At 60.9% G+C, this 25,273-nt stretch carries 17 protein-coding genes; 10 read left to right on the top strand and 7 right to left on the bottom strand.

Going from position 1 to position 25,273, the window contains the following annotated elements; genetic code table 11:
• Positions 1-13 precede the first annotated feature (13 nt).
• The 8 genes from ATN84_RS00525 to pbpC all read left to right on the top strand — a co-directional run bounded on the left by ATN84_RS00525 (position 14) and on the right by pbpC (position 16,167).
• Positions 14-799, top strand: a complete 786-nt coding sequence (locus tag ATN84_RS00525; protein WP_068879594.1) for an ABC transporter permease — start codon at positions 14-16, stop codon at positions 797-799.
• Complete coding sequence (locus ATN84_RS00520) at positions 799-2,034, top strand: ABC transporter ATP-binding protein (protein ID WP_068879593.1); 1,236 nt, start codon at positions 799-801, stop codon at positions 2,032-2,034. The genes ATN84_RS00525 and ATN84_RS00520 overlap by 1 nt, the downstream gene beginning before the upstream one ends.
• Positions 2,031-3,332: an FkbM family methyltransferase gene (locus ATN84_RS00515; protein ID WP_201026298.1), complete on the top strand. Its 1,302-nt coding sequence runs from the start codon at positions 2,031-2,033 to the stop codon at positions 3,330-3,332. The genes ATN84_RS00520 and ATN84_RS00515 overlap by 4 nt, the downstream gene beginning before the upstream one ends.
• Positions 3,332-5,842: a glycosyltransferase gene (locus tag ATN84_RS00505; protein WP_082766031.1), complete on the top strand. Its 2,511-nt coding sequence runs from the start codon at positions 3,332-3,334 to the stop codon at positions 5,840-5,842. The genes ATN84_RS00515 and ATN84_RS00505 overlap by 1 nt, the downstream gene beginning before the upstream one ends.
• 25 nt (positions 5,843-5,867) lie before the next feature.
• Positions 5,868-6,983, top strand: a complete 1,116-nt coding sequence (locus tag ATN84_RS00500) for a glycosyltransferase family 4 protein (RefSeq protein WP_068879589.1) — start codon at positions 5,868-5,870, stop codon at positions 6,981-6,983.
• Between the two features lies 1 nt (position 6,984).
• Positions 6,985-8,118 carry a glycosyltransferase family 4 protein gene (locus tag ATN84_RS00495; protein WP_068879588.1) on the top strand — a complete coding sequence of 378 codons (1,134 nt, stop codon included), beginning with the start codon at positions 6,985-6,987 and terminating at the stop codon, positions 8,116-8,118.
• Between the two features lie 77 nt (positions 8,119-8,195).
• Positions 8,196-13,721, top strand: coding sequence for an alpha-2-macroglobulin family protein (locus ATN84_RS00490; RefSeq protein WP_068879587.1), 5,526 nt, complete (start codon positions 8,196-8,198; stop codon positions 13,719-13,721).
• Positions 13,722-13,941: 220 nt separating this feature from the next.
• Positions 13,942-16,167: a penicillin-binding protein 1C gene (pbpC, locus tag ATN84_RS00485; protein WP_068879586.1), complete on the top strand. Its 2,226-nt coding sequence runs from the start codon at positions 13,942-13,944 to the stop codon at positions 16,165-16,167.
• A 57-nt stretch (positions 16,168-16,224) separates the two neighbouring features.
• Here the strand turns inward: pbpC and betB are convergent, their stop codons facing one another.
• The 4 genes from betB to betI form a co-directional block, all read right to left on the bottom strand.
• Positions 16,225-17,688 (bottom strand): betaine-aldehyde dehydrogenase, encoded by a 1,464-nt coding sequence (gene betB / locus ATN84_RS00480; RefSeq protein WP_068879585.1) that lies wholly within the window; start codon positions 17,686-17,688, stop codon positions 16,225-16,227.
• A 212-nt stretch (positions 17,689-17,900) separates the two neighbouring features.
• Positions 17,901-19,550: a choline dehydrogenase gene (gene betA, locus ATN84_RS00475; RefSeq protein ID WP_068879584.1), complete on the bottom strand. Its 1,650-nt coding sequence runs from the start codon at positions 19,548-19,550 to the stop codon at positions 17,901-17,903.
• A gap of 7 nt (positions 19,551-19,557) precedes the next feature.
• Positions 19,558-21,093: a choline-sulfatase gene (gene betC, locus ATN84_RS00470; protein ID WP_068879583.1), complete on the bottom strand. Its 1,536-nt coding sequence runs from the start codon at positions 21,091-21,093 to the stop codon at positions 19,558-19,560.
• Positions 21,090-21,683 (bottom strand): transcriptional regulator BetI, encoded by a 594-nt coding sequence (gene betI, locus ATN84_RS00465; protein ID WP_068879582.1) that lies wholly within the window; start codon positions 21,681-21,683, stop codon positions 21,090-21,092. The genes betC and betI overlap by 4 nt, the downstream gene beginning before the upstream one ends.
• Before the next feature lie 183 nt (positions 21,684-21,866).
• Here betI and ATN84_RS00460 point away from each other — a divergent pair, with 183 nt between their 5' ends.
• Both ATN84_RS00460 and greA read left to right on the top strand, forming a co-directional pair.
• The gene (locus ATN84_RS00460; RefSeq protein WP_068879581.1) at positions 21,867-22,889 is read left to right on the top strand and encodes an asparaginase; all 1,023 of its coding nucleotides are present in this window, start codon (positions 21,867-21,869) and stop codon (positions 22,887-22,889) included.
• A gap of 42 nt (positions 22,890-22,931) precedes the next feature.
• The gene (gene greA, locus ATN84_RS00455; protein WP_068879580.1) at positions 22,932-23,393 is read left to right on the top strand and encodes a transcription elongation factor GreA; all 462 of its coding nucleotides are present in this window, start codon (positions 22,932-22,934) and stop codon (positions 23,391-23,393) included.
• 70 nt (positions 23,394-23,463) lie between these two features.
• Here greA and ATN84_RS00450 read toward each other — a convergent pair whose 3' ends face one another.
• From ATN84_RS00450 to ATN84_RS00440, 3 genes are read right to left on the bottom strand one after another with little or no spacing between them, the layout of a single operon-like run.
• Entirely contained in the window at positions 23,464-23,853 is a 390-nt protein-coding gene (locus ATN84_RS00450) for a type II toxin-antitoxin system death-on-curing family toxin (protein ID WP_068879579.1), read from the bottom strand.
• On the bottom strand, positions 23,850-24,080 hold the full coding sequence (locus tag ATN84_RS00445; protein WP_068879578.1) for an AbrB/MazE/SpoVT family DNA-binding domain-containing protein: 231 nt from the start codon (positions 24,078-24,080) through the stop codon (positions 23,850-23,852). The genes ATN84_RS00450 and ATN84_RS00445 overlap by 4 nt, the downstream gene beginning before the upstream one ends.
• Before the next feature lie 60 nt (positions 24,081-24,140).
• On the bottom strand, positions 24,141-25,133 hold the full coding sequence (locus ATN84_RS00440) for a magnesium transporter CorA family protein (protein ID WP_068879577.1): 993 nt from the start codon (positions 25,131-25,133) through the stop codon (positions 24,141-24,143).
• Positions 25,134-25,273: the final 140 nt, after the last annotated feature.

The raw sequence follows: 25,273 nt of genomic DNA, 5'->3' as shown, positions 1-25,273 counted from the left end.
GAAGGCAATTGGCATGCTGCATAGCATATGGCGCTATCGCCATTTCATCCTGGCGTCGATCCGCGGCGATCTTCGCGGGCGTTTCGCGCGGTCGCGCCTCGGCGCATTCTGGTTCATCCTGCATCCGCTGGCGCAGGCGCTGATATTTTCGATCGTGCTGGCGGAGGTCATGCAGGCCCGCATGCCTGATATCGATAATCAGGCGGCCTATCCGATCTATCTCCTTTCCGGAATGGCGGCATGGGGCCTCTTCAGCGAAATCCTGAACAGGAGCATCGGGATATTCATCGAGCAGGCCTCCGCGATGAAGAAGATCTCGTTTCCGCGGCTCTGCCTGCCCGTCATCATCTGGGGCAGCGCGCTCATCAACCATGTGCTGCTGCTCGTGGCCATTGCCGTCATCTTTCTTTTCTTCGGCCATTTTCCGGGGCTTGCATGGTTCTATCTCATCCCCGGGATGCTGCTGATCTCCGTCATGGCCTTCGGAATAGGCGTGTTTCTCGGGGTTTTGAACGTTTTCGTGCGTGATGTCGCGCAATTCATGACCGTTTTCATGCAGCTCTGGTTCTGGTTCACCCCGATCGTCTATCTCAAATCGGTGGTTCCCGAGCAGTTCCGCCCCCTTATCCAGCTCAATCCGATGACGCCGCTGGTCAACCTTTACCAGGATGCGCTTCTCCTGAACCAGGCGCCGTCCTGGCTGAGCCTTTGGCCGGCGATCCTTGTCGGCGGCGTGGCGGTGGCGCTGTCCTTCGTGGTCTTCCGCCGTGCCAGCCCCGAACTCGTGGATGCGCTTTGATGTCCGTCGTTCTCGATGTCTCCCATATAAGCAAATGCTATGCCGCCTATCGCAGCAATCTGCAGCGATTCGCCAACTGGTTCGGCGCCTCGATCAAGCCTGAAAGCGAATTCTGGGCGAACCGGGACATTTCCTTTCAGGTAAGGCAGGGCGAGGCCCTGGCGCTGATCGGCCAGAACGGCGCGGGAAAGAGCACGCTTCTCAAGATCATCACCGGCACCGTTCGTCCGACATCGGGCTCCGTCGCCGTCGCGGGGCGCATCAGCGCGATCCTGGAACTCGGACTGGGCTTCAACCCGGAATTCACCGGCCGCCAGAATATCTATCAGGCGGGCGGGCTGATGGGTTTCTCTCAGGCCGAATTGACCGAGCTCATGCCGGCAATCGAGGATTTCGCCGAGATCGGCGAATTTTTCGACCAGCCGATAAGGGTCTATTCGAGCGGCATGCAGGCGCGTCTCGCATTCGCGCTCGCCACGGCGAAACGCCCCGATGTGCTCATCGTCGACGAGGTCCTGTCGGTCGGCGACAGCTATTTCCAGCACAAGAGCTTCGACAGGATCAGGCAGTTCAAGGAGGAGGGCACCTCCATCATCCTGGTCACCCACAGCCTGGGCGACGTGCGCGCGCTTTGCGACCGCGTCATCCTGCTCGACAAGGGAACCGTCATGAAGGACGGTGCGCCCGACGAGGTGGTGGATTATTATAACGCCATGATCGCCGATCGGGAAAACGCCAGGATGACGGTCGAGCAGAAGCGCAATCAGAACGGCTGGCTGCATACGCGGTCGGGAACCTTCGAGATCGTCATCGACAGCATAGTCCTCCTCGATGAAAAGACAGGAAACCCGGTAAACACCGCGCGCGTCGGCCAGAAGCTCCTGTTGAAGCTTGTCGCGCATTCAAACCAGAACGTCCCGCGGCTGGTCCTTGGCTATATGCTGCGGGACAGGACCGGTCACATCATCTGGGGTACGAATACTTGGCATACGAAGCAAATAATCGAAAACGTCGCCGCCGGTGAAAAGATAGAATACGGCCTGCCGTTCACCTGCACACTGGGGCCTGGGTCCTACTCATTCTCTCCGACACTGGTCAGTTCCGACACGCATCTGGAGAACAATTATGAATGGCAGGACAATGCACTTGTCTTTGACGTGGTGAATGTGGATGGGGAATTCTTCATTGGGAGCACCTGGCTCGATGCAAAATTCATGATTCAACGGAAAGCATGACCATGCTCATTTCATACGCGCAGAATTTTGAAGATGTCATTCTGTGGCGCGCGCTGAAGCATGTCGAAAACGGTTTTTATATCGACATCGGAGCGCAGGATCCCGTCGTCGATTCCGTCAGCCGCGGTTTCTACGAAAAAGGCTGGCGCGGCGTTCACGTCGAACCGACCGCAACCTATGCCGGAAAGCTGCGCGAGAACCGGCCAGACGAGCGGGTTCTTCAGGCGGCCATCGGCAAGGGTGGAGAAAAGCTCCGTTTTTTCGAAATACCGGAAACGGGCCTGAGCACCGGCGATCCCGAGATTGCGGAAGAGCATCGCGCCAGGGGATTCGAAATAGTCGAAACCGCAGTCCCGCTTATGCCGCTGTCCGCGGTTCTAGACGAGATCGGTGACCGCGAAGTCCATTGGCTGAAGATCGATGTCGAAGGAATGGAAAAATCCGTCATCGAAAGCTGGCTGCCTTCGAAGGGCCGGCCGTGGGTTGTCGTGGTGGAGAGTACCGTTCCCCTTGGCAAAGAAACCGTTGCTCAGGAATGGGAAGCGTTGATACTGAGCTTGGGTTATGAATTCGTATATTTTGACGGATTGAATCGGTTTTATGTTCATAGGGAAAGAGCTGAACTCAAAACCGTATTTGGACCAGGACCCAATGTTTTCGATGATTATCGACTGGCGCATGTGGTAAGCCATGTCGATCAAGAAAAAATAGAGACACATATCAACGAGCTCAAGCTGGAAGCTGAAAAGCTCGAAGAGGCGAAACTTGCCGCAGAGCAGAGAGAGCAGAAATGGTGGCGTTTGGCTGACCAGCTCGCGCGCAATCAAGAATCCGAGCGAGAGTTTCATCGATCGGAAATGCAGCTTCTGCAGGCGCGTGAGGAGGCATTAGAACAGCGCATAAACGATATTCTCTCCAGCCGTTCCTGGCGCCTTACCAAGCCATATCGAATGATCGGACGGATAATAGGGCGCGATGCTGAAGGAGGCGGTCTTGCCAGCGTGAAGCATTCAGTGGCGTTAAAAACCCTCGCATTTGTCAGAAAGCACCCCGCAACAAAAGCAGTCATATTTGGCGTACTGGAAAAAATTCCGGCCCTGGATATCAAGGTTCGCCGCTTTGCCTTGCACCATCCTCCCGGCGTTGCTGTCTCGACGGAGAATAGCGCGCTGGCGTGGCGTAGTCAGGAAGTTATCGACAGCAATTTCCGCTCACGGCGAAACGCGATATTTCTTAAAAGAATAAACGAGATATCTAGTGAGCTTGGTGTCAATACTGAAGAAGGCCGTGGACGTTAATGCGCATTGCAATTGATCTTCAATGTTGTCAATCTGGAAGCCGTCTTGGTGGTATTGGGCGCTATTCGCTTGATCTTGCGAAGGCGATGATCTCAATTTCCCCCGAGGATGATTTCTACATCATCCTGAATAATCAGCTTCCTGAGCATATTCAGGAAATCCGCAATTCCTTTAGAAATCTTCTTCCTCAATCCAATATCAAAGTATTTGACGTGCCTCGCGACTGTGCTTTCATGGACGGAAATCCAGCAAAGCAGGAAGCTGCGGAAATAATCAGGGAACAGTTTATAAATGAAATTTCCCCGGATATCTTGCATATCGGCAGTTTGATTGAAGGTGTGGATGTTCCAGTTGTGGGGTCTTTAAAAAGAATATCCACAAATATTCCGGTTGCTGTTACGCTTTATGACTTAATACCGCTTGCGAATCCAGAGAAGTATCTAGCGTATGATCTTGTGAAGAGGCATTATATGCAGAGATTGTCCTTCTTGGAGAAGGCAGATCTACTTTTGGCGATTTCAGAGTACTCAGCGGATGAAGGACGGCGACTGCTCAAGAAATTTTCGGGCGATATTGCGAATATCAGAGGAGGGATCGACCAAAAGTTTTGTGTTTTGAATGAAGGAATGTCAGTAGAATTATTAAATAAGTATAATATAAATCGCCCATTTTTGCTTTATACAGCCAGTTTTGACCATCGGAAAAATCAAGAAGGGTTGATACGCGCCTTTGCACAATTGCCCGCCGCCCTTCGGGAGAGTCATCAATTGGTGATTGTTGGAAACGGTTGGCCGGATGTTTATAATAGGCTCCATACGATAGGTCGCCAGGCTGGGCTTCAGGATAATTCAATCATCTTTACTGGACGTGTGCAGGATGAAGAACTTGTAGACCTCTACAGGAATTGCAAGTTATTTGTTTTTCCGTCGTTTTGGGAAGGGTTGGGCTTGCCCGTCATTGAGGCAATGGCGTGCGGAGCCCCCGTTATTGGATCCTATACAACGAGCCTGCCGGAATTTTTGGCTGATCCTGAAGCCGGATTTGATCCGAGTTCTTCCGCAGCGATTGCTGAGCGTATGGAACATTTTCTTTCCAATGAGAAGCGTCTGAACTGGTTGCGCGAGAAAGGCATTCAGCATGCGCGCGAATTCACCTGGGAGCGTAGCGCAGCAACTGCAATGGAGGCGCTTCGAAGGACTGCGGATAAGGCCAGAAAAACATTGGCGACTAAGGATAAGGATGAAGTAAGCAGCCTGCAGGAAAGTAGAGAAAAGATCGCTTATCTCAATCTTTCCGACAAGGATAAGAGAATTGCTGCCTTCTGCTTGGCTTCAAACGAGATCGAGACTGAACGGGGCTGGGTTCACGCAGATTCCCGGAAAGTAGGGTGGGTTACAACGTGGAATAAGCGATGCGGTGTAGCCTCCTACTCGAAAAATATCATTCAGCATGTGCAAAGCAGGCCGATTGTTTTTTGTCAGAAGGAAGGTGATCTGGAGTTCTCTAGGAAGGGCATTGATGTCTTGGACGTCCTGCCTACGTGGAATGAAGGAAAGGGGGATGATCTTCATGAACTGACGACCGCGATAAAATCGCGGCAAGTCGATGAGGTGATCATTCAGTTCAATTACGGTCTATTTAATTTCCAATATTTGGCCACCATGATGCAAGATCTGCTTGATTCAGGAATTGCTGTTTTCATAACAATGCATTCTACTACCGATCCGGTCGATAAAATGGATGGCTTCGAGTTGGCGGAGCTAGTGCCGGCTCTGCGCAAGGCCACCGGTATTTTCGTCCATACGGAAAAGGATATAAGGAATCTCGCTGACAGAGGTATTTGTCATAACGTCAAAATCCTCCCACAGGGAGTGCAAGCTACCGCTTACGGGTCTCGCACCGCAACCCGCGCTCCCAAAAGAATCATGGCATCCTACGGGTTCTTTCTCCCTGGTAAGGGTTTTCCTCAATTGATCGAAGCGACACACCTGCTCCTCACTTCTGGCGTGGATGTTCATTTGAAAATGGTTAACGCTGATTATAACGACACTGGTGGGGTATCCCGGGGGGAAATTGAGTTATGCAAAAGCAAAATACGTGAGTTAGGTATCGAAAAAAACATAACGATAATAGACGATTACCTTGAGGATGAGGATAGCATTCGCCATCTCCGTGAGGCGGATGTTGTGGTATTTCCCTATCAGAAAACGGGGGAGTCCTCGAGCGCGGCTGTCAGAACCGGTTTGTCATCTGGAGTCCCTGTGGCGGTCACGCCTTTGTCGGTATTCGATGATGTAGCTGATGTCGTTCATATTCTCCCAGGTACGAAACCCGAGGAATTGGCGGCTGGGATCAAAGAAGTATTCTCGTCTCTGAAGAGCAAGACGACCACGACCAGGCAGATAGCTGAACGCGCGGAAAGGTGGAGGGCTGCTCACAGTTTCTCGAATATAGCAGAATATTTAGAGAAACGGATGTTGGCTTTGAGTTTCGGCTCCCATGTTAGCTGACGTACCCGGCGAAGGGACATGCTGAATGAAAATCGGCATCGACGCCCGTAACCTTGTTCCTGAACTAACGGGTATCGGCCGTTATCTCTTCGAGATGTGCCGTCAGTTGGCTTTCGGCGGCAATGAGCTTTTTCTCTATCTCCCGGAGAAGCCTGTCTCTGCCTTGCCGCAATGGCCTGGAACCACGGTGCGGATCGGCAATTATCGGGGAGGCATCAGGCGCATGATCTGGGGGCAGACGGCGCTGCCGCGCCTGGCCATGAAGGACCGGGTCGATGTCTTCTGGGGGCCGGCGCATCGCCTGCCGCGCTTCCTCGATCGGCATATCCCGAGGGTGGTCACCATTCATGATCTCGTCTGGGTGCATGCCGCCGAAACCATGCGCCCGCGGACATGGGCCGCGGAGCGTCTCCTGATGAAGCCGGCCCTTGAAAGCGCGGACCGGATCGTTGCGGTCTCCGCCGCCACCGCCGATGCCTTGAAGACGCTTCTTCCCCACTGCGCCGGCAAGGTCCGTGTCGTCCATCCCGGCCTGAGCGCGATCGGGCAGGGGAGTTCGAAGGACGTGCTGGAGAAACACGGGATCACCGGTCCCTATATGCTTTTTGTCGGCACGCTCGAGCCGCGCAAGAACTTGCCGAACCTGCTTGAAGCCTATGCGCGCCTGCCCGGGCGGGTCCGGGAAGGCCTGGCTCTGGTGATCGCGGGCGGGCAGGGCTGGCGGCTCGGTGATCTGAGGCAACAGATCGCGCGGCTCGGCATCGAGCCCTTCGTCCGCCTGACAGGCTATGTCCCTGACGACGAACTGGCCGGGCTTTATGCAAATGCCAGGTTTCTGGCCATGCCCTCCTTCTATGAGGGCTTTGGTTTCCCTATCATAGAGGCCAACGCCGCGGGAATTCCGGTCCTGACATCAGATTCCTCCTCCATGCCCGAGGTGGCGGGCGATGCGGCGCTGCTCATCGATCCGGCCGATGTGCAATCAATTGCCGACGGTCTGGCACGATTGGCGACGGACGACGTTCTCTATCGGGAATTGTCGTCCAGGACGCGGGCCAATGCCGGGCGTTTCAACTGGGAGAAGAGCGCCGGCGAACTGATGGCGGTCTTCCGCGAAGCGATCGAACTCAGGGCGCCTTGAGATGCGGGTTCTCCATTTCTTCAAGACCTACTGGCCCGACACGTTCGGCGGCATCGAGCGGACGATCCACGCCATCGCCAAGGGCACCGCCGCGCACGGCGTGGAAACCGCGGTGCTCTCGCTGAGCCGTCATCCCGTGGAGAATACCGTCGAATTCGACGGCGATTGGGCCTATAAGGCGCGGCTCGATTTCGAGCTGGCGTCAACGGGCTTTTCCTTCGAGGCTTTCAGCCGTTTCGCCGAATTGGGAAAAAAGGCCGACATCATCCACTATCATTTTCCCTGGCCGTTCATGGACATCGTCCATTTCACCACCAAGCTCGGCAAGCCGACACTCGTCACCTACCATTCCGATATCGTCAGGCAGCGGCTGCTGATGTATGCCTACCGGCCGTTGATGAAGCGCTTTCTGACGAACGTCGACAGGATCGTGGCGACCTCGCCCAATTATCTGGAGTCCAGCGAGCATCTCAGGGATTTCCGGCAGAAGACCGACATCATCCCCATCGGGCTCGACCGCGCCGCCTATCCGCCCGTCAAGGAGGATGTCAAGGCCCGGTGGCGCGCCCGCCTGCCGGAGAAATTCTTCCTCTTCGTCGGTGTGCTGCGCTATTACAAGGGCATTCATATCCTGCTCGAAGCCGCGAAAGCGACCGGATTTCCCGTTGTCATCATCGGGGCGGGCCCGACGGAGCAGGATCTGCGCGAGCAGGCGGCGCGGCTGGATCTGCCGAACGTCCATTTTCTGGGGCCGGTGCCCGATGAGGACAAGGTCGCGTTGCTCGATCTCTGCTACGCATCGGTTTTTCCCTCCCATCTGCGCTCGGAAGCCTTCGGCCTGTCGCTTGTGGAGGCGGCGATGTTCGCAAAGCCGATGATCTCCTGCGAGATCGGCACGGGAACGAGCTTCGTCAATGTGGACGGCGAAACCGGCCTGGTCGTGAGGCCCGACGACGCCGAGGCAATCGCCAAGGCGATGCAATTGCTGTGGAACGATCCCCTCCAGGCCCGGCGCATGGGGGAGGCCGCTCTCAAACGCTACGAAGCCAATTTCACCATGGAGAAGATGTCGGCGGCCTATGCCGATATCTATGCCCGGTTGATCGAGGGGCCGGCGCGGCGGAAAGGGCGCTGAGCGGCAACCGGAGATTGACATCGGTCCCGCCCTGGTTTCTCATCCCGTGATCGGAGAGGAAACGCAGGAGGGACACCATGCCGGTTCGTGCAGCTCTTGGAGTGATCGGTTTCCTCGCGGCCGCGCTTTCGGGCGCGATGTTCGCAAGCCTTTCGCCGGCTCTGGCGGAAGGCGCGCGCCAGGTCGTCACCACCAGGGATGCGGATTATTTCGGGTCCGACCTGCGCACCGAGCAGAATGTCTCGCTTGAGCAATGCGAGGCGGCCTGCGTCGGCGACAATGCCTGCCGCGCCTTCACCTATAACGTCAAGGCGCAATGGTGCTTTCTCAAATCCGATTTCACCAGGCTCAATCCGTCTCCGGGGGCCATAGCCGGCAAGGTGGTCGAGGCAGCGGCGGACGGGCCGGATATCGGCGCGCCGCCGTCGCTGGCCTTTGTTCCCGCATCCGTCGTCGACGATGCGCGTGCCTATAGGCAAAGGATAATGGAGGGCGTGCCGCCGGCCCCCGGCACTCAGCCCGGGCAGCCGGCTCCCCGGGCGGGCAGCATACTCGGCGGTCATATCGACGGCTCGCCCCGGCCTGCGATGGAAAATCAGCCTGGCGCTGCCGCTGCGGGCCCGCTCGACGGATACATCGCCGCTCTATCCAGGGCCCTGGATAATGGCAGCATCTGGCTGGAGCTGGCGCGCGCGGCGCTCTCCGCCCAGCCTGCTCCCGGAGAAAATCCCATTGCTTACCAGCAGGCCGCGACGTCGGCGGCCTATAATGCCTATCAGCTGTCGCGCACGGCCACCGCGCGGGCCGAGGCGCTCGCGGTGCTTGCCGCCGCGCTCGAAAGGCGGGCGCTCTACCGCCCGGCGCTTGATGCCTATCGGGCGAGCCTGGCGCTTGGCCCGTCGCTGCAGGTGCAGGCGGCATATGACGATCTCAAGGCGCGCCAGGGCTTTCGCGTGGTCGACAATACAGTCGATTCCGACAACCAGGAGCCGCGCATCTGCGTGCAGCTTTCCGAGCCGCTGGTGAAGGCGGGCGTCGATTATTCGCAGTTCGTCACGCTCGACAATGCCGCGCCCAAGGCGATCGAGGCCAAGGACCGCCAGATCTGCATCGAGGGGCTGGAGCATGGCAGGCGCTACAATGTGACCCTGCGCGCAGGGCTCCCCGATGCCGTCGGCGACATGCTGGAAAAGCCTGTCGTGCTCAATCTCTATATCCGCGATCGCACGCCGTCCGCCCGCTTTACGGGTGAGAATTTCGTGCTGCCGTCGACCATGCGGCGCGGTATCCCGCTGGTGACGGTCAACACCTCCGTCGCGGATTTGAAGCTCTACCGTGTCAATGATCGCTCGCTCGCCGAGGTGATGACCGGCTCGCAATTCCTGACGCAGCTCAATGATTATCAGGCGGGAAACATCGCCGACAGCTATGGCGAAATGGTCTGGCGGGGCAAGCTCGACATCAAGTCCGAGCGCAACAAGGATGTGGTGACGAGCTTCCCCGTCGATGAGGCGCTGCCCGAGCGCAAGCCCGGCGTCTATGTGCTGACGGCGGTGCCCGATGGCGCGCCCGATACCTATGGTGCGCTCGCTACCCAATGGTTCGTCATTTCCGATATCGGCCTTGCCACCTATGCCGGCGAGGATGGGTTGAATGTCTTCGCCCGGTCGCTGGCGACCGCAAAACCGCTTCCCGGCATCGAACTGCAGCTGCTCGCTCGCAATAACGAAATACTCGGCACCGCGACGACGGATGCCGACGGCCGCGCCACCTTCACCGCCGGCCTGACGCGGGGCAGCGCCGGCCTGACGCCGGCGGTCCTGACCGCGAAGAACGGCGGTGACGATTACGTCTTCCTCGACATGACACGCGCCGGCTTTGATCTTTCCGATCGCGGCGTCACCGGTCGTCCGGTTCCGGGGCCGATCGACGTCATGGCCTGGACGGAACGCGGCATCTACCGGGCGGGCGAAACCGTGCATGCTGCGGCCCTTGCCCGTGACCATGCGGCCGTTGCCGTGGAAGACCTGCCGCTGACCTTCGTCTTCTTTAGGCCGGATGGCGTCGAGGACCGGCGCATGGTGAGCGACGGTTCCGCACTCGGCGGCCATGTGGCGGAACTCCCCTTGTCCGGGAATGCGATGCGCGGCACCTGGCAGATGCGCGTCTTCACCGATCCCAAGGCCGCCTCGATCGCCGACAAGTCCTTCCTGGTCGAGGATTTCGTGCCTGATCGCATCACCTTCGACCTTTCGAGCGACGCCAAGGAGATCGCCATCGGCAAGCCGGCGCGGATCGATGTCGATGGCCGCTATCTCTACGGCGCGCCCGCCGCCGGGCTGGCCCTGGAAGGCGAGGTGCATCTGAAGACCGTGCGCGATCGCGCGGGCTATCCAGGCTTCCTCTTCGGCCTCGCCGATGAGGAGGCGAACGAGGATAGCCGCATCGATCTCGGCCAGCTGCCGGTGCTCGACGACCAGGGCAAGGCCTCCTTCGACGTCAATATCGACGAGGCGCCATCCTCCACGCGCCCGCTGAGTGCCGATATCGTGGTGCGCATGCGCGAGGCCGGCGGCCGTGCCGTCGAGCGAACGCTGACGCTGCCTGTCGCCCCGGATGGCCCGGCGATCGGCATCAGGCCGGAATTCTCGGGCAACCAGGTGGCGGAGAATTCGACCGCCGCCTTCAAGGTGATCGCCGTCGATCCCGCGGGCAAGCGCCAGAACCTTTCCGATGTGAGCTGGTCGCTGATCAAGGTCGAGCAGAACTATCAATGGTACCGCAATGGCGATGCCTGGAACTATGAGCCGGTGACCTATACCAAGAAGGTCGCTGACGGAAAGCTGACGCTCACTGCCGACAATGAGGCGAATATTTCGGTGCCTGTGGATTGGGGGCGCTACCGGCTCGAGGTGGAGAGCGCCGAGACGGCGGGACCGGCAACCAGCGTCGAATTCGATGCGGGCTGGTATGTCGAGGCGCGCGCGACGGAAACGCCCGACGGGCTGGAGATCGCACTAGACAAGGAGGGCTATGCCCCGGGCGATGTGGCGAAACTGCAGATATCGCCGCGTTTTGCCGGCGAGGTGCTGGTCACCGTTGGTGCCGATCGCCTCCAGATGGTTAAGACGGCCAGCGTGCCTGAGGATGGCGCGACGATCGATATCCCCGTCAGCGGCGATTGGGGCGCGGGCGCCTATGTGACCGCCACGCTGTTCCGCCCCGGCGAGGCGCAAGCCAGCCGCATGCCGATGCGCGCCATCGGCATCAAATGGCTGAAACTCGATCCCGGCAGCCGCAAGCTGGCGGTGACGCTCGACACGCCCGAGAAGACCGAGCCGCGCAAGCCGCTGAATATTCCCGTGCAGGTCGCGGGACTCGGGGCAGGGGACACGGCCTATGTCACCGTCGCCGCCGTCGATGTCGGCATCCTGAACCTGACGAAATACCAGACGCCCGACCCCGATGGCTGGTATTTCGGCCAGCGGCAATTGGGGCTCGAAATCCGCGATCTCTACGGCCGGCTGATCGACGGCTCGCTCGGCGCGACCGGACGCATCCGCACCGGCGGCGATGGCGCGCAGATGACCACGGAGGGTAGCCCGCCGACGGAAAAGCTGGTCGCCTTCTTCTCCGGTCCGGTCAGGCTCGATGATCAAGGGCGGGCCAATGTCAGCTTCGATATTCCGCAGTTTAACGGCACCGTCCGCGTCATGACCGTCGCCTGGACGAAGAACGGCGTCGGCCATGCCGAGCGCGATGTGATCATCCGCGATCCCGTGGTGGTGACCGCCAGCATGCCGGAATTCCTGGCGCCGGGCGACCGGGCGCAGCTGCGCCTCGATATCGCCAATACGGATGGCCCGGCGGGCGATTACATGCTGGGCATCGATGCGGAAGGGCCTGTTGCCATCGACAAGGCAAATGCACCCCAAAGCGTGCGACTGGCGACAGGCGGCAAGACGAGCCTGACATTGCCGCTGACGGCGAGCGCTCCGGGCGCGGGCCATCTCTCCGTGCGGCTCACCCATGCAGACGGCGTCAGCGTCGAGCAGGCGCTGGACCTTCCGGTCCGCCCCTCGGTCCTGCCGGTGACGACGAGGCGTCAGTTGAACCTCGCCGCCAATGGCGGCAGCATCACCATCGACCGCGAGCTTCTGGCGGCAAGTCTGCTTGAGGGCGCCTCGGTTGGGGTAAGTGTTTCGCGTACCGCCGGGTTCGATGTTCCCGCGCTGTTGATGGCGCTCGACCGCTATCCCTATGGCTGCGCCGAGCAGACGACCAGCAAGGCCCTGCCGCTCCTCTATATGAGCGAATTGTCGGCCACATCGGGCATTCCCGAGGATCCGGATGTGCGCAAGCGCGTGCAGGACGCGATCTCCACCGTTCTCGCCTTCCAGTCCTCCTCCGGCAGCTTCGGCCTATGGAGCCCTGGTTCCGGCGATCTCTGGCTTGACGCCTATGTCACCGATTTCCTGACGCGGGCGCGCGAGCAGAAATACCAGGTGCCGGATGAGGCCATGTCCCAGGCGCTGGACAATCTGCAGAATGTCCTGTCCTACAACACCAATGTGAAGGATCAGGGCAGCGATATCGCCTATGCGCTCTATGTGCTGGCCCGCAACCGCCGCGCCAATGTGGGTGATCTGCGCTATTATTCGGAAACGCAGCTCGATGATTTCCGCTCGCCGCTGGCCCGCGCGCAGCTCGCCGCCGGCCTTTCGCTCTATGGCGATGCGCAAGGTGCGCAAAGCACATTCGCTTCCGCCTATCAACTGGCGAGCACCGCGCCTGTCGATCCCGCCCGCGCCGATTATGGCTCCGCTTTGCGCGACGGCGCCGGAATGCTGACGCTTGCCGCCGAAAGCCGGCCGGTGCCGAGCCAAGTGCCGCAGATGGTCAATCTGGTCTCCACGCTGCGCAAGGAGACGACCTATATGAGCACCCAGGACGATGCCTGGATGCTGCTCGCCGCCCGCGCGCTCCGGCAGGACAATGACGACATTGCACTTGCAATCAATGGCACGGCTCACACCGGAAACTTCGCCGAGACGCTGAGCGGGCAGGAGGTAATCGACACACCGCTGACCGTCGTCAATCGCGGCGACAAGCCGATCGACGCTGTCGTGACCACCATCGCCGCCCCCACGCAGCCGCTTCCCGCCGGCGGCGACGGCTTCGCCATCGACCGCCGCTATTATACGCTCGACGGCAATGAGGTCAGCGTCATGGAGGCCAAGCAGAACGAGCGCTACGTGGTTATCCTGAAGGTCACCGAGAACAATGCCTGGACCTCGCGCGTGCTCGTCACCGACCTGCTGCCCGCAGGCTTCCAGATCGACAATCCGAGCCTTGTATCGAGCGCGGATCTGAAAAATTTCGAGTGGCTCGGCCAGACGGACACAGCCCATAGCGAGTTCCGCTACGACCGCTTCGTCGCGGCCTTCAATCGCGATTCGTCGAGCCCGCGCGAGTTCACCGTCGCCTATGTCGTTCGCGCGGTGACGCCCGGTACGTATGCCCATCCGGCGGCGAGCGTGGAGGACATGTACCGCCCGCAGCTCTCGGCCCGCACGGCGACTGGGATGATGGAGGTGAGATAACGGTGGTGTCTGCTGACCACCCCCCTCTGGCCTGCCGGCCATCTCCCCCTCAAGGGGGGAGATTACGCCGTCATGACCTTCTGGCACCCAATCGCAAACCTTGCGGGATGGGCACCATGGGTCGTGTCAGCCAATCTCCCCCCTTGAGGGGGAGATGCCCGGCAGGGCAGAGGGGGGTGAGCACCGGAGGGGGCGCTGTCCCGCCAGCGTTGCCGCCTGAATGAGCCGCGCCAAAACCATAGTTCTGACCGCCGCGGCACTTGCCGCTGCCATGGGTGCCACGGCAGCCACTCTCCTCACTCTCGACCGGCTCTACCCGCCGCCGCTCGAAACCGCCAAATCCGTCTCAACGGAAGTGGTGGACCGCAACGGCCAGCTGCTCCGGGCCTTCGCCACCAGGGATGGGCGCTGGCGGCTGAAAACCGAAATCGGGGATGTCGATCCGCGCTTCGTCAAGATGCTCGTCGCCTATGAGGATCGCCGTTTCTGGACCCACCACGGCATCGACCCCTTGGCGCTCTTGCGCGCCGCAGGCCAGCTCATCGCGAACGGCCGCATCGTCTCCGGCGGCTCCACCCTTTCCATGCAGCTTGCAAGGCTGATCGAACCCAGGGCTGAGCGCAGCATCACCGCGAAGCTCCGGCAGATGGCGCGCGCCATCCAGATCGAGCGTCGCCTGAGCAAGCGGGAAATCCTTGAATTGTATCTCACGCTTGCGCCCTATGGCGGCAATCTGGAGGGCGTGCGCGCGGCAAGCCTTGCCTGGTTCGGCAAGGAACCGCGCCGGCTGACGCTCGCCCAGGCAGCACTTCTGGTCGCCCTGCCGCAATTGCCGGAAAGGCGACGTCCCGACCGCAACCTGGCCGGTGCCCGCGCCGCGCGCGACCGGGTGCTGGAGCGGATGGCCTCGACGGAAACGATCGACGCCGGCGAAATCCAGCGCGCCTCGGCCGAAACTGTGCCGTCGACCCGTCGAGCCCTGCCGGCGCTTGGCCCCCATCTGGCGGACGCCGCGCTGCGGGCGAACTTGGGCGTACGGCAGCATCGGGTGACGCTTGACCGCAATGTCCAAGAGGGGCTGGAAAATGTCGCGAAGGCGGCCGCCGCGCATCTCGGCCCCAAACTCTCCGTCGCCATGGTGCTTGCCGATGCTGGCACCGGCGAGATCCTGGGGGAGGTGGGATCGGCCGATTATTTCGACAACAGCCGTTCCGGCTGGATCGATATGACGAAGATTTCCCGTTCGCCCGGTTCGACGCTGAAGCCCTTCATCTACGGCCTCGCCTTCGAGGATGGCCTTGTCCGCCAGGAGACGATCATCGAGGATCGCCCCGCCAGCTTCTCCGGCTACCGGCCGCGCAATTTCGACATGAGCTATCAGGGCGATGTCAGCATCCGCGAGGCTCTGCAACTCTCGCTCAACGTCCCCGCCGTCCGGCTTCTCGATGCCGTCGGGCCGATGCGGCTCATGGTGCGCTTCCGGCGGGCAGCGGTAAATGCGAAACTGCCGCCGGGCGAGGCGCCGGGTTTGGCTATCGGGCTCGGCGGGGTGGGGCTGACATTGAGGGACCTGGTGCAGCTTTACGCCGGGCTGGCGAATGGCGGGAAGGTGGTGCGGCTGCGGGATGGGGTGGAGTGCTCCTCATATCTAAAGGTTGGCGGGACAGCGCCCCCCTCTGTCCTGCCAGCCAATCTCCCCCCTTGCGGGGGAGATGTCCGGCAGGACAGAGGGGGGCGCCTGGAGCCAGCATTTCCATTTCAGCAAATAGGAAATAGCGCTGTCGAACAAACCCTCCTCACCCCCGCCGCCGCCTGGCAGATCGCCGACATCCTCTCCGGCGTCCAGCCGCCGCAGGGTGCTGCCAGGCGTGGCATCGCCTATAAGACCGGCACGAGCTATGGCTACCGCGATGCGTGGTCGGTCGGCTTCGATGGGCGTCATGTGCTGGGCGTCTGGGTCGGTCGGGCGGACAATGCCGCCGTGCCGGGGCTGACCGGCTATGGCTCTGCAGCCCCCATCCTCTTCGAAGGCTTTGCCAAATCCGGTCTTCCCATCACGCCGCTGCCGCGTGCGCCGGCCGGCGCGGTCCGCGTCGCGCGTTCCGAGCTGCCGCCGAGCCTGCGCCGCTTCTCGCCCGGCCAACTCGTCACTGCGAATGCAACCGAGCCGGCACCGCAGATCGTCTACCCGCCGGAAGGCGCCCGGGTCGAGTTGATGGGCGGCGGGGCGGGCGAAATATCACCTTTGGTGCTGAAATTGCAGGGCGGCCGCGCGCCGTTCCGCTGGCTCGCCAATGGCAGGCCGCTGCCTGAAGCCTCCCGCCGCCGCACCGCCGCCTGGACGCCCGACGGCGCCGGCTATTCGACGCTGACGGTGATCGACGCGGCGGGGAGGGCGGCGAGTGTGAGGGTGTGGGTGGAAGGGAGTAGCGGAGTAGGGGAGTAGGGGAGTAGGGGAATATGTCGTCCTACTCCCTTATTCCCCTATTCCCTTACTCCCCTCTCAATACGGACTTTCCACCCGCCCCATCTCCACATACACCGTCTTGATCTGGCTGTAGTGGGAGAGCGCGGCGATGCCGTTTTCGCGCCCGATGCCGGATTGCTTGTAGCCGCCGAAGGGCACTTCCACCGGGGTGAGGTTATAGGCGTTGATCCAGCAGGTGCCCGCCTTGATCTGGCCAATGACGCGATGGCCGCGCTGGAGGTCGCCGGTGAATACACCGGCCGCAAGGCCGAACTCCGTGTCGTTGGCGCGCGCGATCACCTCGTCCTCATCGGAAAAGTCGAGGATGCTCATGACAGGCCCGAAGATTTCCTCCCGCGCGATGGTCATCCCGTCGGTCACGGCGGTGAAGACGGTCGGCTCGATGAAGAAGCCCTTCTCGAAGCCCTGCAAATGCGGCTTGGCCCCGCCGCAGGCAAGCGTCGCGCCCTCTGCCTTGCCCTTCTCGATATAGGAGAGAACCTTGTCGCGCTGGGCGGCGCTGACCAGTGGCCCCATCTGCGTCGCCTCATCCATGGGGTCGCCGATGCGGATGGTGCGCGTGCGCTCGACAAGCCGCTCGACGAAGCGCTCGCGGATATTCTCATGCACGAAAACGCGGGTGCCGTTCGAGCAGATCTGCCCGGTGGAATAGAAATTGCCGAGCATCGCGCCGCCAATGGCGCTTTCGAGATCGGCATCGTCAAAGACGATCAGCGGCGACTTGCCGCCAAGCTCCATCGTGACATGCTTCAGATGGGCCCCGGCCTGGGCCATGATGCGCTTGCCCGTCGGCACAGAGCCGGTGAGCGAAACCTTGGCCACATCAGGGTGATCGACCAGCGCCGCGCCGACATCGCCGAAACCCTGCACGACATTGAAAAGCCCATCCGGCAGCCCAGCCTCTTTATAGGCTTCCGCCAGCGCCAGCGCCGAAAGCGGCGTGTTCTCGGAAGGCTTGAAGATGAAGGCGTTGCCCATGGCGAGCGCCGGGGCGGATTTCCATGCCGCGATCTGGATCGGATAGTTCCACGCGCCGATGCCGACGCAGACCCCCAGCGGCTCGCGCCGCGTATAGGCGAAGGAGCCGCCCAGCTCGACGAACTCGCCGTTGAAGCCGGCGATGATGCCGCCGAAAAATTCCAGCGCATCCGCCGCGGAGGCCGCATCCGCCACCAGCGTCTCCTGGAGCGCCTTGCCGGTATCGAGCGTTTCGAGCTCCGAAAGCTGCCTGTTCTTCTCGCGCAGGATTTCCGCCGTGCGCCGAAGAATGCGCCCGCGCTCGACTGGCTTCAGCGCCGCCCATGCCCCTTGCGCATGTGCGGCGGCCTGCACTGCCTGTTTGATAATGGCCGGCGTGGCGGAATGCAGCTTTGCGATTTCCTCGCCCGTCGCCGGGTAGATGACCGGCAGCGGCTTGCCCGCCTTGTCCTCCACGAATTCGCCGTTGATGAAGTGCGATGCCTTGGGTTGTGCGCGCATGGGTTAGGGTGTTCCTGCGATTTGGAAATTAGCTGTTGTAGGACCCCCCTCTGTCCTGCCGGACATCTCCCCCTCAAGGGGGGAGATTACGCTCTCATTTGCGCTGCTGCCAATCGCAGACAGTAGAGGATGGAGGCCGTCGTTGCTGCAAGCCAATCTCCCCCCTTGAGGGGGAGATGCCCGGCAGGGCAGAGGGGGGTGAGCATGGACTTTCATCTGTCCGAAACCTGCCAGTGCGGATTGATCCACGGTTCTTGATTTGACCGCGGCAACGGCTCCACCCCCAGAATATGATCCGCCGCCTTTTCGCCGGTCATGATGGAGGGGGCGTTCAGATTGCCATTGGTGATGCGCGGGAAGATCGAGGAATCCGCCACACGCAAGCCCTCGACGCCAATGACCCGGCATTCGGGATCAACGACAGCGAATGGATCGTCCTTCGCCCCCATCCTGGCTGTGCCGCAGGGATGGAACGCGCTTTCCGCATGCGCGCGGATGAAATCATCGATCTCCTCATCCGTTTGCACGCTCTCGCCCGGCTGGATTTCGCGCCCGCGATAGGGATCGAAGGCGTGCTGCCCGAATATCTCCCGTGTCAACCGCACGCAATGGCGGAACTCCGCCCAATCATCCTCATGCGACATGTAGTTGAAGACTATCTTCGGCTTCTCCAGCGGGTCGGCGGAACGCAAGGCCACCGAGCCGCGCGATTTCGAGCGCATCGGCCCGACATGCGTCTGGAAGCCGTGGCTTTCCGCGGCCGCCTTGCCGTCATAGCGGATTGCGACAGGCAGGAAATGATATTGAATATCCGGATATTCGACGCCCGGTTTCGAGCGCAGGAAGGCGGTGCTCTCGAAATGATTGGTCGCCCCGTCGCCGGTCTTGAAGAACAGCCATTCCGCGCCGATCCGCGCCTTGGAGAAAAGGTTGAGCTTGGAATAGAGCGTGATCGGCTGGACGCACTCCTGCTGGATATAGACCTCCAGATGGTCCTGCAGGTTCTGGCCGACGCCGGGACGGTCGGCGATCACTTCGATGCCGTGTTGCTTGAGATGCGCGGCGGGGCCGATGCCGGAAAGCATCAGCAGCTTCGGCGAGTTGATCGAGGAGGCTGAGATAACCACCTCGCGCCGCGCCTTGATGGTCTCGATTTTCGAGCCCCGCTGAATCTCGACGCCCGTCGCGCGTTGATTCTCGATGACAATCCTGCGCGCCAACGCCCTGACAAGACTCACATTCTGGCGTTTCAGCGCCGGCTTCAGATAGGCATTGGCGGCGGACCAGCGGCGGCCGCGATAGATCGTCTGCTCCATGGCGCCGAAGCCTTCCTGCTTCGAGCCGTTATAGTCCTCGGTGACCTCAAAGCCCGCCTGCTTGCCTGCCTCCACGAAGGCATGGAACAGCGGATTGCTGCGGCTGCCGCGCTGGACGTGCAGTGGCCCGTCGGTGCCGCGCCAGCCTTCTTCGCCGCCATGCGAATTCTCCATGCGCTTGAAATAGGGCAGCACATCCGCATAGGCCCAGCCGCGCGCGCCCACCTCCGCCCAATGGTCGAAATCGCGGGCGTGTCCGCGCACATAGACCATGCCGTTGATCGAGGAGGAGCCGCCGATCACCTTGCCGCGCGGGGTCACCAGGCTGCGGCCTCCCAAATGCGGCTCCGGCTCCGAGGCGAAGCCCCAATCATAGGTCGCCATGTTCATCGGGAAGGAAAGGGCGGCCGGCATCTGGATGAACGGGCCGATATCCGTGCCGCCATATTCGATGACGATCACCGAGTGCTTGCCGTTCTCCGAAAGGCGGTAGGCGAGAGCCGAGCCCGCCGAGCCAGAGCCGATGATGACGAAATCCGCTTCCATCGATGCCTCATTCGCCGCGCGGGTAGCGGGCGTTCTCTTCCAGGACGTTCAAGTCCATGTGGTTGCGCATGTAGCGTTCCGACGCCTTCTGCAGGGGCTGGTAGTCCCAGGGGTAGTAGGCCCCGTTGCGTAGCGCCTCATAGACCACCCAGCGCCGCGCCTGGCTCTCACGCACCGCCGCATCGAAGGCCGCCATGTCCCAGCGCGCTTTGATCTTGGCCTTGAATTCCGCCACAAGATCGCCATGCGCCGGGTCGGCGGCGAGGTTGGTCAGCTCCAGAGGATCGGATTCAAGATCAAAGAGTTGCGGCGGATCGATCTCGCAATGGACGAACTTGTAGCGACCCGCGCGCAGCGCAACGAGCGGCGCCTCTGAGCCCTCGGCCGCATATTCCATTGGCACGCTGCCCACACGGCTGGCGCCGTCGAGAAGTGGCAGCAGGTTCTGGCCGTCCGTCCAGGGCGCGACGGCCGAGAGGTCGATGCCGGCGAGCGCGGCAAGCGTCGGGTTGATGTCGAGCGTGGAAACGGGATCCTCGATCAGCTGCGGAGTGATGTCAGGCCCGGCGATCATCAGCGGTACGCGGGCCGAGCCCTCGAAGAAGCTCATCTTGAACCACATGCCGCGCTCGCCCAGCATGTCGCCATGATCGGAGGCGAAGACGATGACCGTATCGTCGAGCATCCGCGTCATGCGCAGCACTTCGAGAATCTCGCCGAGCTTGTCGTCGATATAGCTGATATTGGCGAAATAGCCCTGCCGCGCGCGGCGGACATGCTCCGGCGTGATGTCGAAATTGGTGTGGTCGCAGGCGTGCATCAGCCGCTGCGAATGCCGGTCCTGCTCTTCGAAGGGGATGGCGTCGATCTTGGGGTCGAGCGCCAGCGAACCCTCGTAGAGGTCCCAATATTTCCGCCGCGCCACATAAGGATCGTGTGGATGGGTGAAGGAGACGGTAAGGCACCAGGGCCGCCGCGCCGGATCGTCCGACTGGCGGGCGAGCTGATAGAGCTTCTGCGTGGCATGGAACGCGACCTCGTCGTCATATTCCATCTGGTTGGTGATCTCGGCCACGTCCGCGCCGGTGACGGAGCCGAGATTGTGATACCACCAGTCGATCCGCTCGCCGGGCTTGCGATAGTCAGGCGTCCAGCCGAAATCGGCGGGATAGATATCGGTCGTCAGCCGCTCCTCGAAGCCATGCAGCTGATCCGGCCCGACGAAATGCATCTTGCCGGAAAGCGCGGTGTAATAGCCGGCCCGGCGCAAATGATGCGCATAGGTCGGAATGTCGGAGGCGAATTCGGCCGCATTGTCATAGACGCGGGTGCGCGACGGCAGTTGCCCGGACATGAAGGAGGCGCGGGCAGGGGCGCAGAGCGGCGAGGCCGTGTAGGTGTTGGCGAAGCGCGCCGAGCGCTCGGCCAGCGCCTTCAGGTTCGGCGCATACAGGAAGGGAGCGGGACCGTCCGGCATCAATGTGCCGTTCATCTGATCCACCATCACGATCAGGATATTCGGGCGGGATAGGCGGCTGCTCATGCGGTGGCTCCGGATATTGCGAGTTTGGTGGCGATGTAATCTTCGACGAGGGCGGTCGCCGAGGCGGCATCAGGGGCGTCTGCGCCGAGTGCGTGGCGGATATAGAGCCCGTCGATCAGCGCGCCCGCGCCCTCGGCGATGAACCGCGCTTGCGTCCGGCCGGTGATCCCGGCCAGCGCCTCGGCGAGATTGGAATGCAGCCTGCGGGCATAGACGCGCAAAAGCCGCCGCGTCTCCGCCGATTGCTGCGCATGCACATAGAAGGTGAGCCATGCGGCGACCGTCTCCGGCGCGAACTGCGAGGCGGAGAAGTTGACCGCGATGATCGCCGAGATCCGCTCGCGTGGGCTGGAAGCCCGGCGCAGCGCGATACTGAGATCCCGCCCCAGCTCGTGCAGGAGATGGCGCATGGTGGCAAGCATCAGCTGTTCCTTGCCGCCGAAATAATGATGCGCCAGCGCCGGCGAGACGCCCGCCTCCTGCGCGATCTGCGCCACGGTCACGTCGAGCGAGCCGCGCTGGCCGATCGTGCGGATCGCTGCATTGATCAGCTCGCGCCTTCGCATGGGCTCCATTCCGATCTTCGGCATACCTGTCGCTCCTCGGGGATTGTTCTAATCTATGTTTGATTGACTGATCAATCAATAAAAAAGGGAGTAAGGGAGTAGGGGAGTATGTTTTCCCTGCTCCCCTACTCCCTTACTCCCTTATTCCCCTACTCCCCTATCGCGGCTATAGAGGTCTCCGAATAAGCACTGGATACGAAAGCGCACATTATGACCAATCCGGTTCTCGTTGAGGTTTTTCGGGGCGAGGTGGTGGAGAGCCGCCATCGCGGGGCGATCGCGGTTGTCGATGGCGATGGACGCACGGTGTTTTCGCTTGGCGATATCGACCGTCCGGTGTTTCCCCGCTCGGCGATCAAGGCGATCCAGGCCCTGCCGCTGGTCGAGACTGGCGCGGCGGATGCCTTTGGCTTCGATAATGTCGACCTCGCCATGGCCTGCGCCTCGCATTCCGGCGAGCCGGAGCATGTCGCGCGCGCCGCCTCGATGCTCGAGCGTGCCGGGCTGGACGCTTCCGCGCTCGAATGCGGTTCGCATTGGCCGTTCGACCAGCCGGTCCTGATCGAACTGGCGAAGAGCGGCAAGGAGCCGACGCCGCTGCACAACAATTGCTCGGGCAAGCATGCCGGCTTCCTCTCCACCTGCGTGCATTGCGGGCTGGAGACGAAAGGCTACGTCGCGCTCGGCTCGCAGATCCAGGAGATGGTGCGCGAGAGCATGGAGGCGGTCACCGGCGCGCCACACGCGATCGATCTCTGCGGCACCGACGGCTGCTCAATCCCGACCTATGCGATCCCGCTCAGGAATCTGGCGCAAGGCTTTGCGCGGATGGCCACCGGCAACGGGCTCGGCCCGGAAAGGGCGAAAGCCGCCCGGCGCCTGATCGAGGCCTGCATGGCGGAGCCCTTCTATGTCGCCGGCACGAAGCGCGCCTGCACCATGCTGATGGGCATGGCGCCGGGCCGGGTCTTCGTGAAGACGGGAGCGGAAGGCGTCTTCGCCGGCGCGGTGCCCGAGCTGGGACTGGGCTTCGCCATCAAATGCGACGATGGCGCGACACGGGCCTCCGAGGCGATGGTCGCCGCGCTGCTTTCGCGGCTCTTCGCCTCCGAGCCGGAACTCTGCGCCAAGTTCGACCGCTACTCGACCCGCGAGATGAGGAACTGGAACGGCATTCCCTATGGTGTCGTGGCCCCGGTGGAAGAGCTGACAAAGGCTGAAATCGGATAGATTTCCCTTGTTGCCCCAGGATTTGTGCCCTAGATTTGGGGAATGAGCCGAGCATTCACGAAGGAGCAGGACGACGCTCCCATTGATATTGCCGAGCGTCCCATCAGTCACCATCGCAATCTGGTCACGCCGGAAGGGCTGAAGCAGATTGAAAGCGAGGTTGCGACTCTTCAAGAGCAGCTGCACCAGGCCAATGACTATGAGGATCGCGAGACGATCGCCCGCGTCGCCCGTGACCTGCGCTATTGGACGGCGCGCCGCGAAACGGCGGAAATCTCCGTGCCCGACCCGGACAGCGACGTGGTGCGCTTCGGCATGACGGTCACGATCGAGAACGAGGACGGCAAGGTCCAGACCTGGAAGATCGTTGGCGAGGACGAGGCGGATGCCGCGCACGGCAAGATTTCCCATGTCTCGCCGGTCGCGGTCGCCCTCTTCGGCAAGGGCGTCGGCGACGTCATCGCCGTCAACGACAAGGAATGGGAAATCACCGCGATCGGCTGATTACCCATGACGGAATCTATCTCGCACAATTGCTGCACAAGCCGTTGTAGCCGCTGATTGTTTTATTTTCTTATGGAGCAATTTCGACGATATGATCACGGAAAAAGGCCGCCGCTCCTTCCTCGTTGATTTCTCCGGCTGCAACCATGAGAACAAGCTGAATGACATCTTCTTGTTCGGCTTCGAAGCTGTATCCATTGAAATAAAGAAAAAGGTCGGCCGCTGCGAAGCTCGTACGTTTGTTGCCATCGATGAACGGATGATTTTTCACGATGCCGAAAAGATAGGCAGCGGCCAGCACACTTAGATCGGCTTTTCCGTAAGCCTCTTTGTGGACAGGACGGGCAAGAGCGGATTGAAGCAGGGCTTCTTCGTCACGGACACCCGATGCGCCGCCGTGGAGCCGCAACTGTTCCACATGCAGGGCCTCGACGAACTCCTGGGAGTGGAAGTCGATCATCTGGCGAGAACGCGATAGGCGGTCTCGTATTTCTTCATGCGCTCGCGGGCGATCTGCATCTTCTTTTCAAACGCTTCCGGGTCTTCGGAAGAGCGGCGCAGTTTTAGCTCGTCTCCATCCTCGATAAGAAGCAGAGTGTCTCCCGCCCGCAGGTTATGACGGTCGAGCACTTCCTTCGGCAGGATGACCCCTTCGGAATTGCCAATTTTGCGGATGGTGACGTTCATGTCCTTTCTCCAACGTTATAACGCATGATATAACAATGGGCTGGCCCTTTCAAGCGCCGTCTATAACCACCCCTTCCTGCGGAAATAAACGAGCGGTAGGATGGCGGAGATAACCATCAGGATGAGCGCCATGGGATAGCCCCAGCTTTCCGCCAGTTCCGGCATGAAGCGGAAGTTCATGCCGTAGATCGAGGCGATCAGCGTGGGCGGCATGAAGCCGACCGCGGCGACCGAGAAGATCTTGATGATGGCGTTCTGCTCGACCGAGATCAGCCCGACGACGGTATCGAGCAGGAAATTGATCTTGTTCGACAGGAAATCGACGTAGTTTTCCAGCGATTGCGCGTCCCGCTCCAGCGATTTGACCCAGGCGCTCTTGTCCTTTCCGACGCCGCTTGCCCGCATGTTCGCCGTGACATAGACGAGCAGCCGGCTGACGCCGGTCAGGCTTTCCCGCACCTTGGAAAGAAAAGCGCCCTGGCCGCCGATCTGCGTCAGCAGCCGGCGGAAGTCCTGGTTCGTCATCGGCCGTTCATGGGCCCGCAGATGGAAAATTGACTGCGACGCCGCCTCGGTTTTTTCCGCCACGCCTTCCAATATGTCGGCCAGCCGGTCGGTTGCCGCTTCCACGATGCCGAGCAGGATCGATAGGCCGTTGCATTTCGCATCGATGAGGCCGTTCCCCGGCTTCATGGCGCGCTCGATATAGATCGTGAACGCCCTGGGTTCGCTATAGCGTACCGTGACGAGCAGCCTCGGCGTAAGCACGAACGAGACCGGCGCGGTCTTTCGATGATCCTTGTCCACGGCATAGAGAATGGGCACGGTCAGGTATTGCACGCCGTTTTCCATGTAGAAGCGGCTCGATTCCTCGATTTCCGCCATATCCGCGTCGGTCGGTATATCAACGCCGAGCCATCCTTCGACCGCTTTTTCCTCTTCCGCCGTCGGGTTGATCAGGTCGATCCACAGCGCATGGCCGGGTAGCGAGCTTCCCGGCTCCTCTTCAACCAGTATCAGATGGTCATTATCGAGGCAGTAGATCCTGATCATGGAAATTCTCTTGAACGTCGAAATGGGAACTCTACGGCGATAAGGCTTTAAAATGGAATAATGGTGGTTCGTGTTAAAATAGAAAAGTCGGCGGGACAGCGCCCCCTCTGGGCTGCCGCCCATCTCCCCCGCAAGGGGGG

The organism is Paramesorhizobium deserti (assembly GCF_001558695.1).
GTDB classification, from domain to species: Bacteria; Pseudomonadota; Alphaproteobacteria; order Rhizobiales; family Rhizobiaceae; genus Paramesorhizobium; species Paramesorhizobium deserti.
Note: the sequence above shows the minus strand (reverse complement) of the source record. Positions and strands in the feature narration are given on the sequence as shown.

What these genes read in the sequence shown, in the direction of transcription:
- ATN84_RS00495 (WP_068879588.1), top strand. Translation starts at nt 6,985, where the DNA reads ATGCGGGTTCTCCATTTCTTCAAGACCTACTGGCCCGACACGTTCGGC.
- ATN84_RS00520 (WP_068879593.1), top strand. Translation starts at nt 799, where the DNA reads ATGTCCGTCGTTCTCGATGTCTCCCATATAAGCAAATGCTATGCCGCC.
- ATN84_RS00505 (WP_082766031.1), top strand. Translation starts at nt 3,332, where the DNA reads ATGCGCATTGCAATTGATCTTCAATGTTGTCAATCTGGAAGCCGTCTT.
- ATN84_RS00440 (WP_068879577.1), bottom strand. Translation starts at nt 25,133, where the DNA reads ATGATCAGGATCTACTGCCTCGATAATGACCATCTGATACTGGTTGAA.
- betC (WP_068879583.1), bottom strand. Translation starts at nt 21,093, where the DNA reads ATGAGCAGCCGCCTATCCCGCCCGAATATCCTGATCGTGATGGTGGAT.
- betB (WP_068879585.1), bottom strand. Translation starts at nt 17,688, where the DNA reads ATGCGCGCACAACCCAAGGCATCGCACTTCATCAACGGCGAATTCGTG.
- ATN84_RS00445 (WP_068879578.1), bottom strand. Translation starts at nt 24,080, where the DNA reads ATGAACGTCACCATCCGCAAAATTGGCAATTCCGAAGGGGTCATCCTG.
- betA (WP_068879584.1), bottom strand. Translation starts at nt 19,550, where the DNA reads ATGGAAGCGGATTTCGTCATCATCGGCTCTGGCTCGGCGGGCTCGGCT.
- ATN84_RS00450 (WP_068879579.1), bottom strand. Translation starts at nt 23,853, where the DNA reads ATGATCGACTTCCACTCCCAGGAGTTCGTCGAGGCCCTGCATGTGGAA.
- ATN84_RS00515 (WP_201026298.1), top strand. Translation starts at nt 2,031, where the DNA reads ATGACCATGCTCATTTCATACGCGCAGAATTTTGAAGATGTCATTCTG.
- ATN84_RS00490 (WP_068879587.1), top strand. Translation starts at nt 8,196, where the DNA reads ATGCCGGTTCGTGCAGCTCTTGGAGTGATCGGTTTCCTCGCGGCCGCG.
- ATN84_RS00500 (WP_068879589.1), top strand. Translation starts at nt 5,868, where the DNA reads ATGAAAATCGGCATCGACGCCCGTAACCTTGTTCCTGAACTAACGGGT.
- ATN84_RS00525 (WP_068879594.1), top strand. Translation starts at nt 14, where the DNA reads ATGCTGCATAGCATATGGCGCTATCGCCATTTCATCCTGGCGTCGATC.
- pbpC (WP_068879586.1), top strand. Translation starts at nt 13,942, where the DNA reads ATGAGCCGCGCCAAAACCATAGTTCTGACCGCCGCGGCACTTGCCGCT.
- betI (WP_068879582.1), bottom strand. Translation starts at nt 21,683, where the DNA reads ATGCCGAAGATCGGAATGGAGCCCATGCGAAGGCGCGAGCTGATCAAT.
- greA (WP_068879580.1), top strand. Translation starts at nt 22,932, where the DNA reads ATGAGCCGAGCATTCACGAAGGAGCAGGACGACGCTCCCATTGATATT.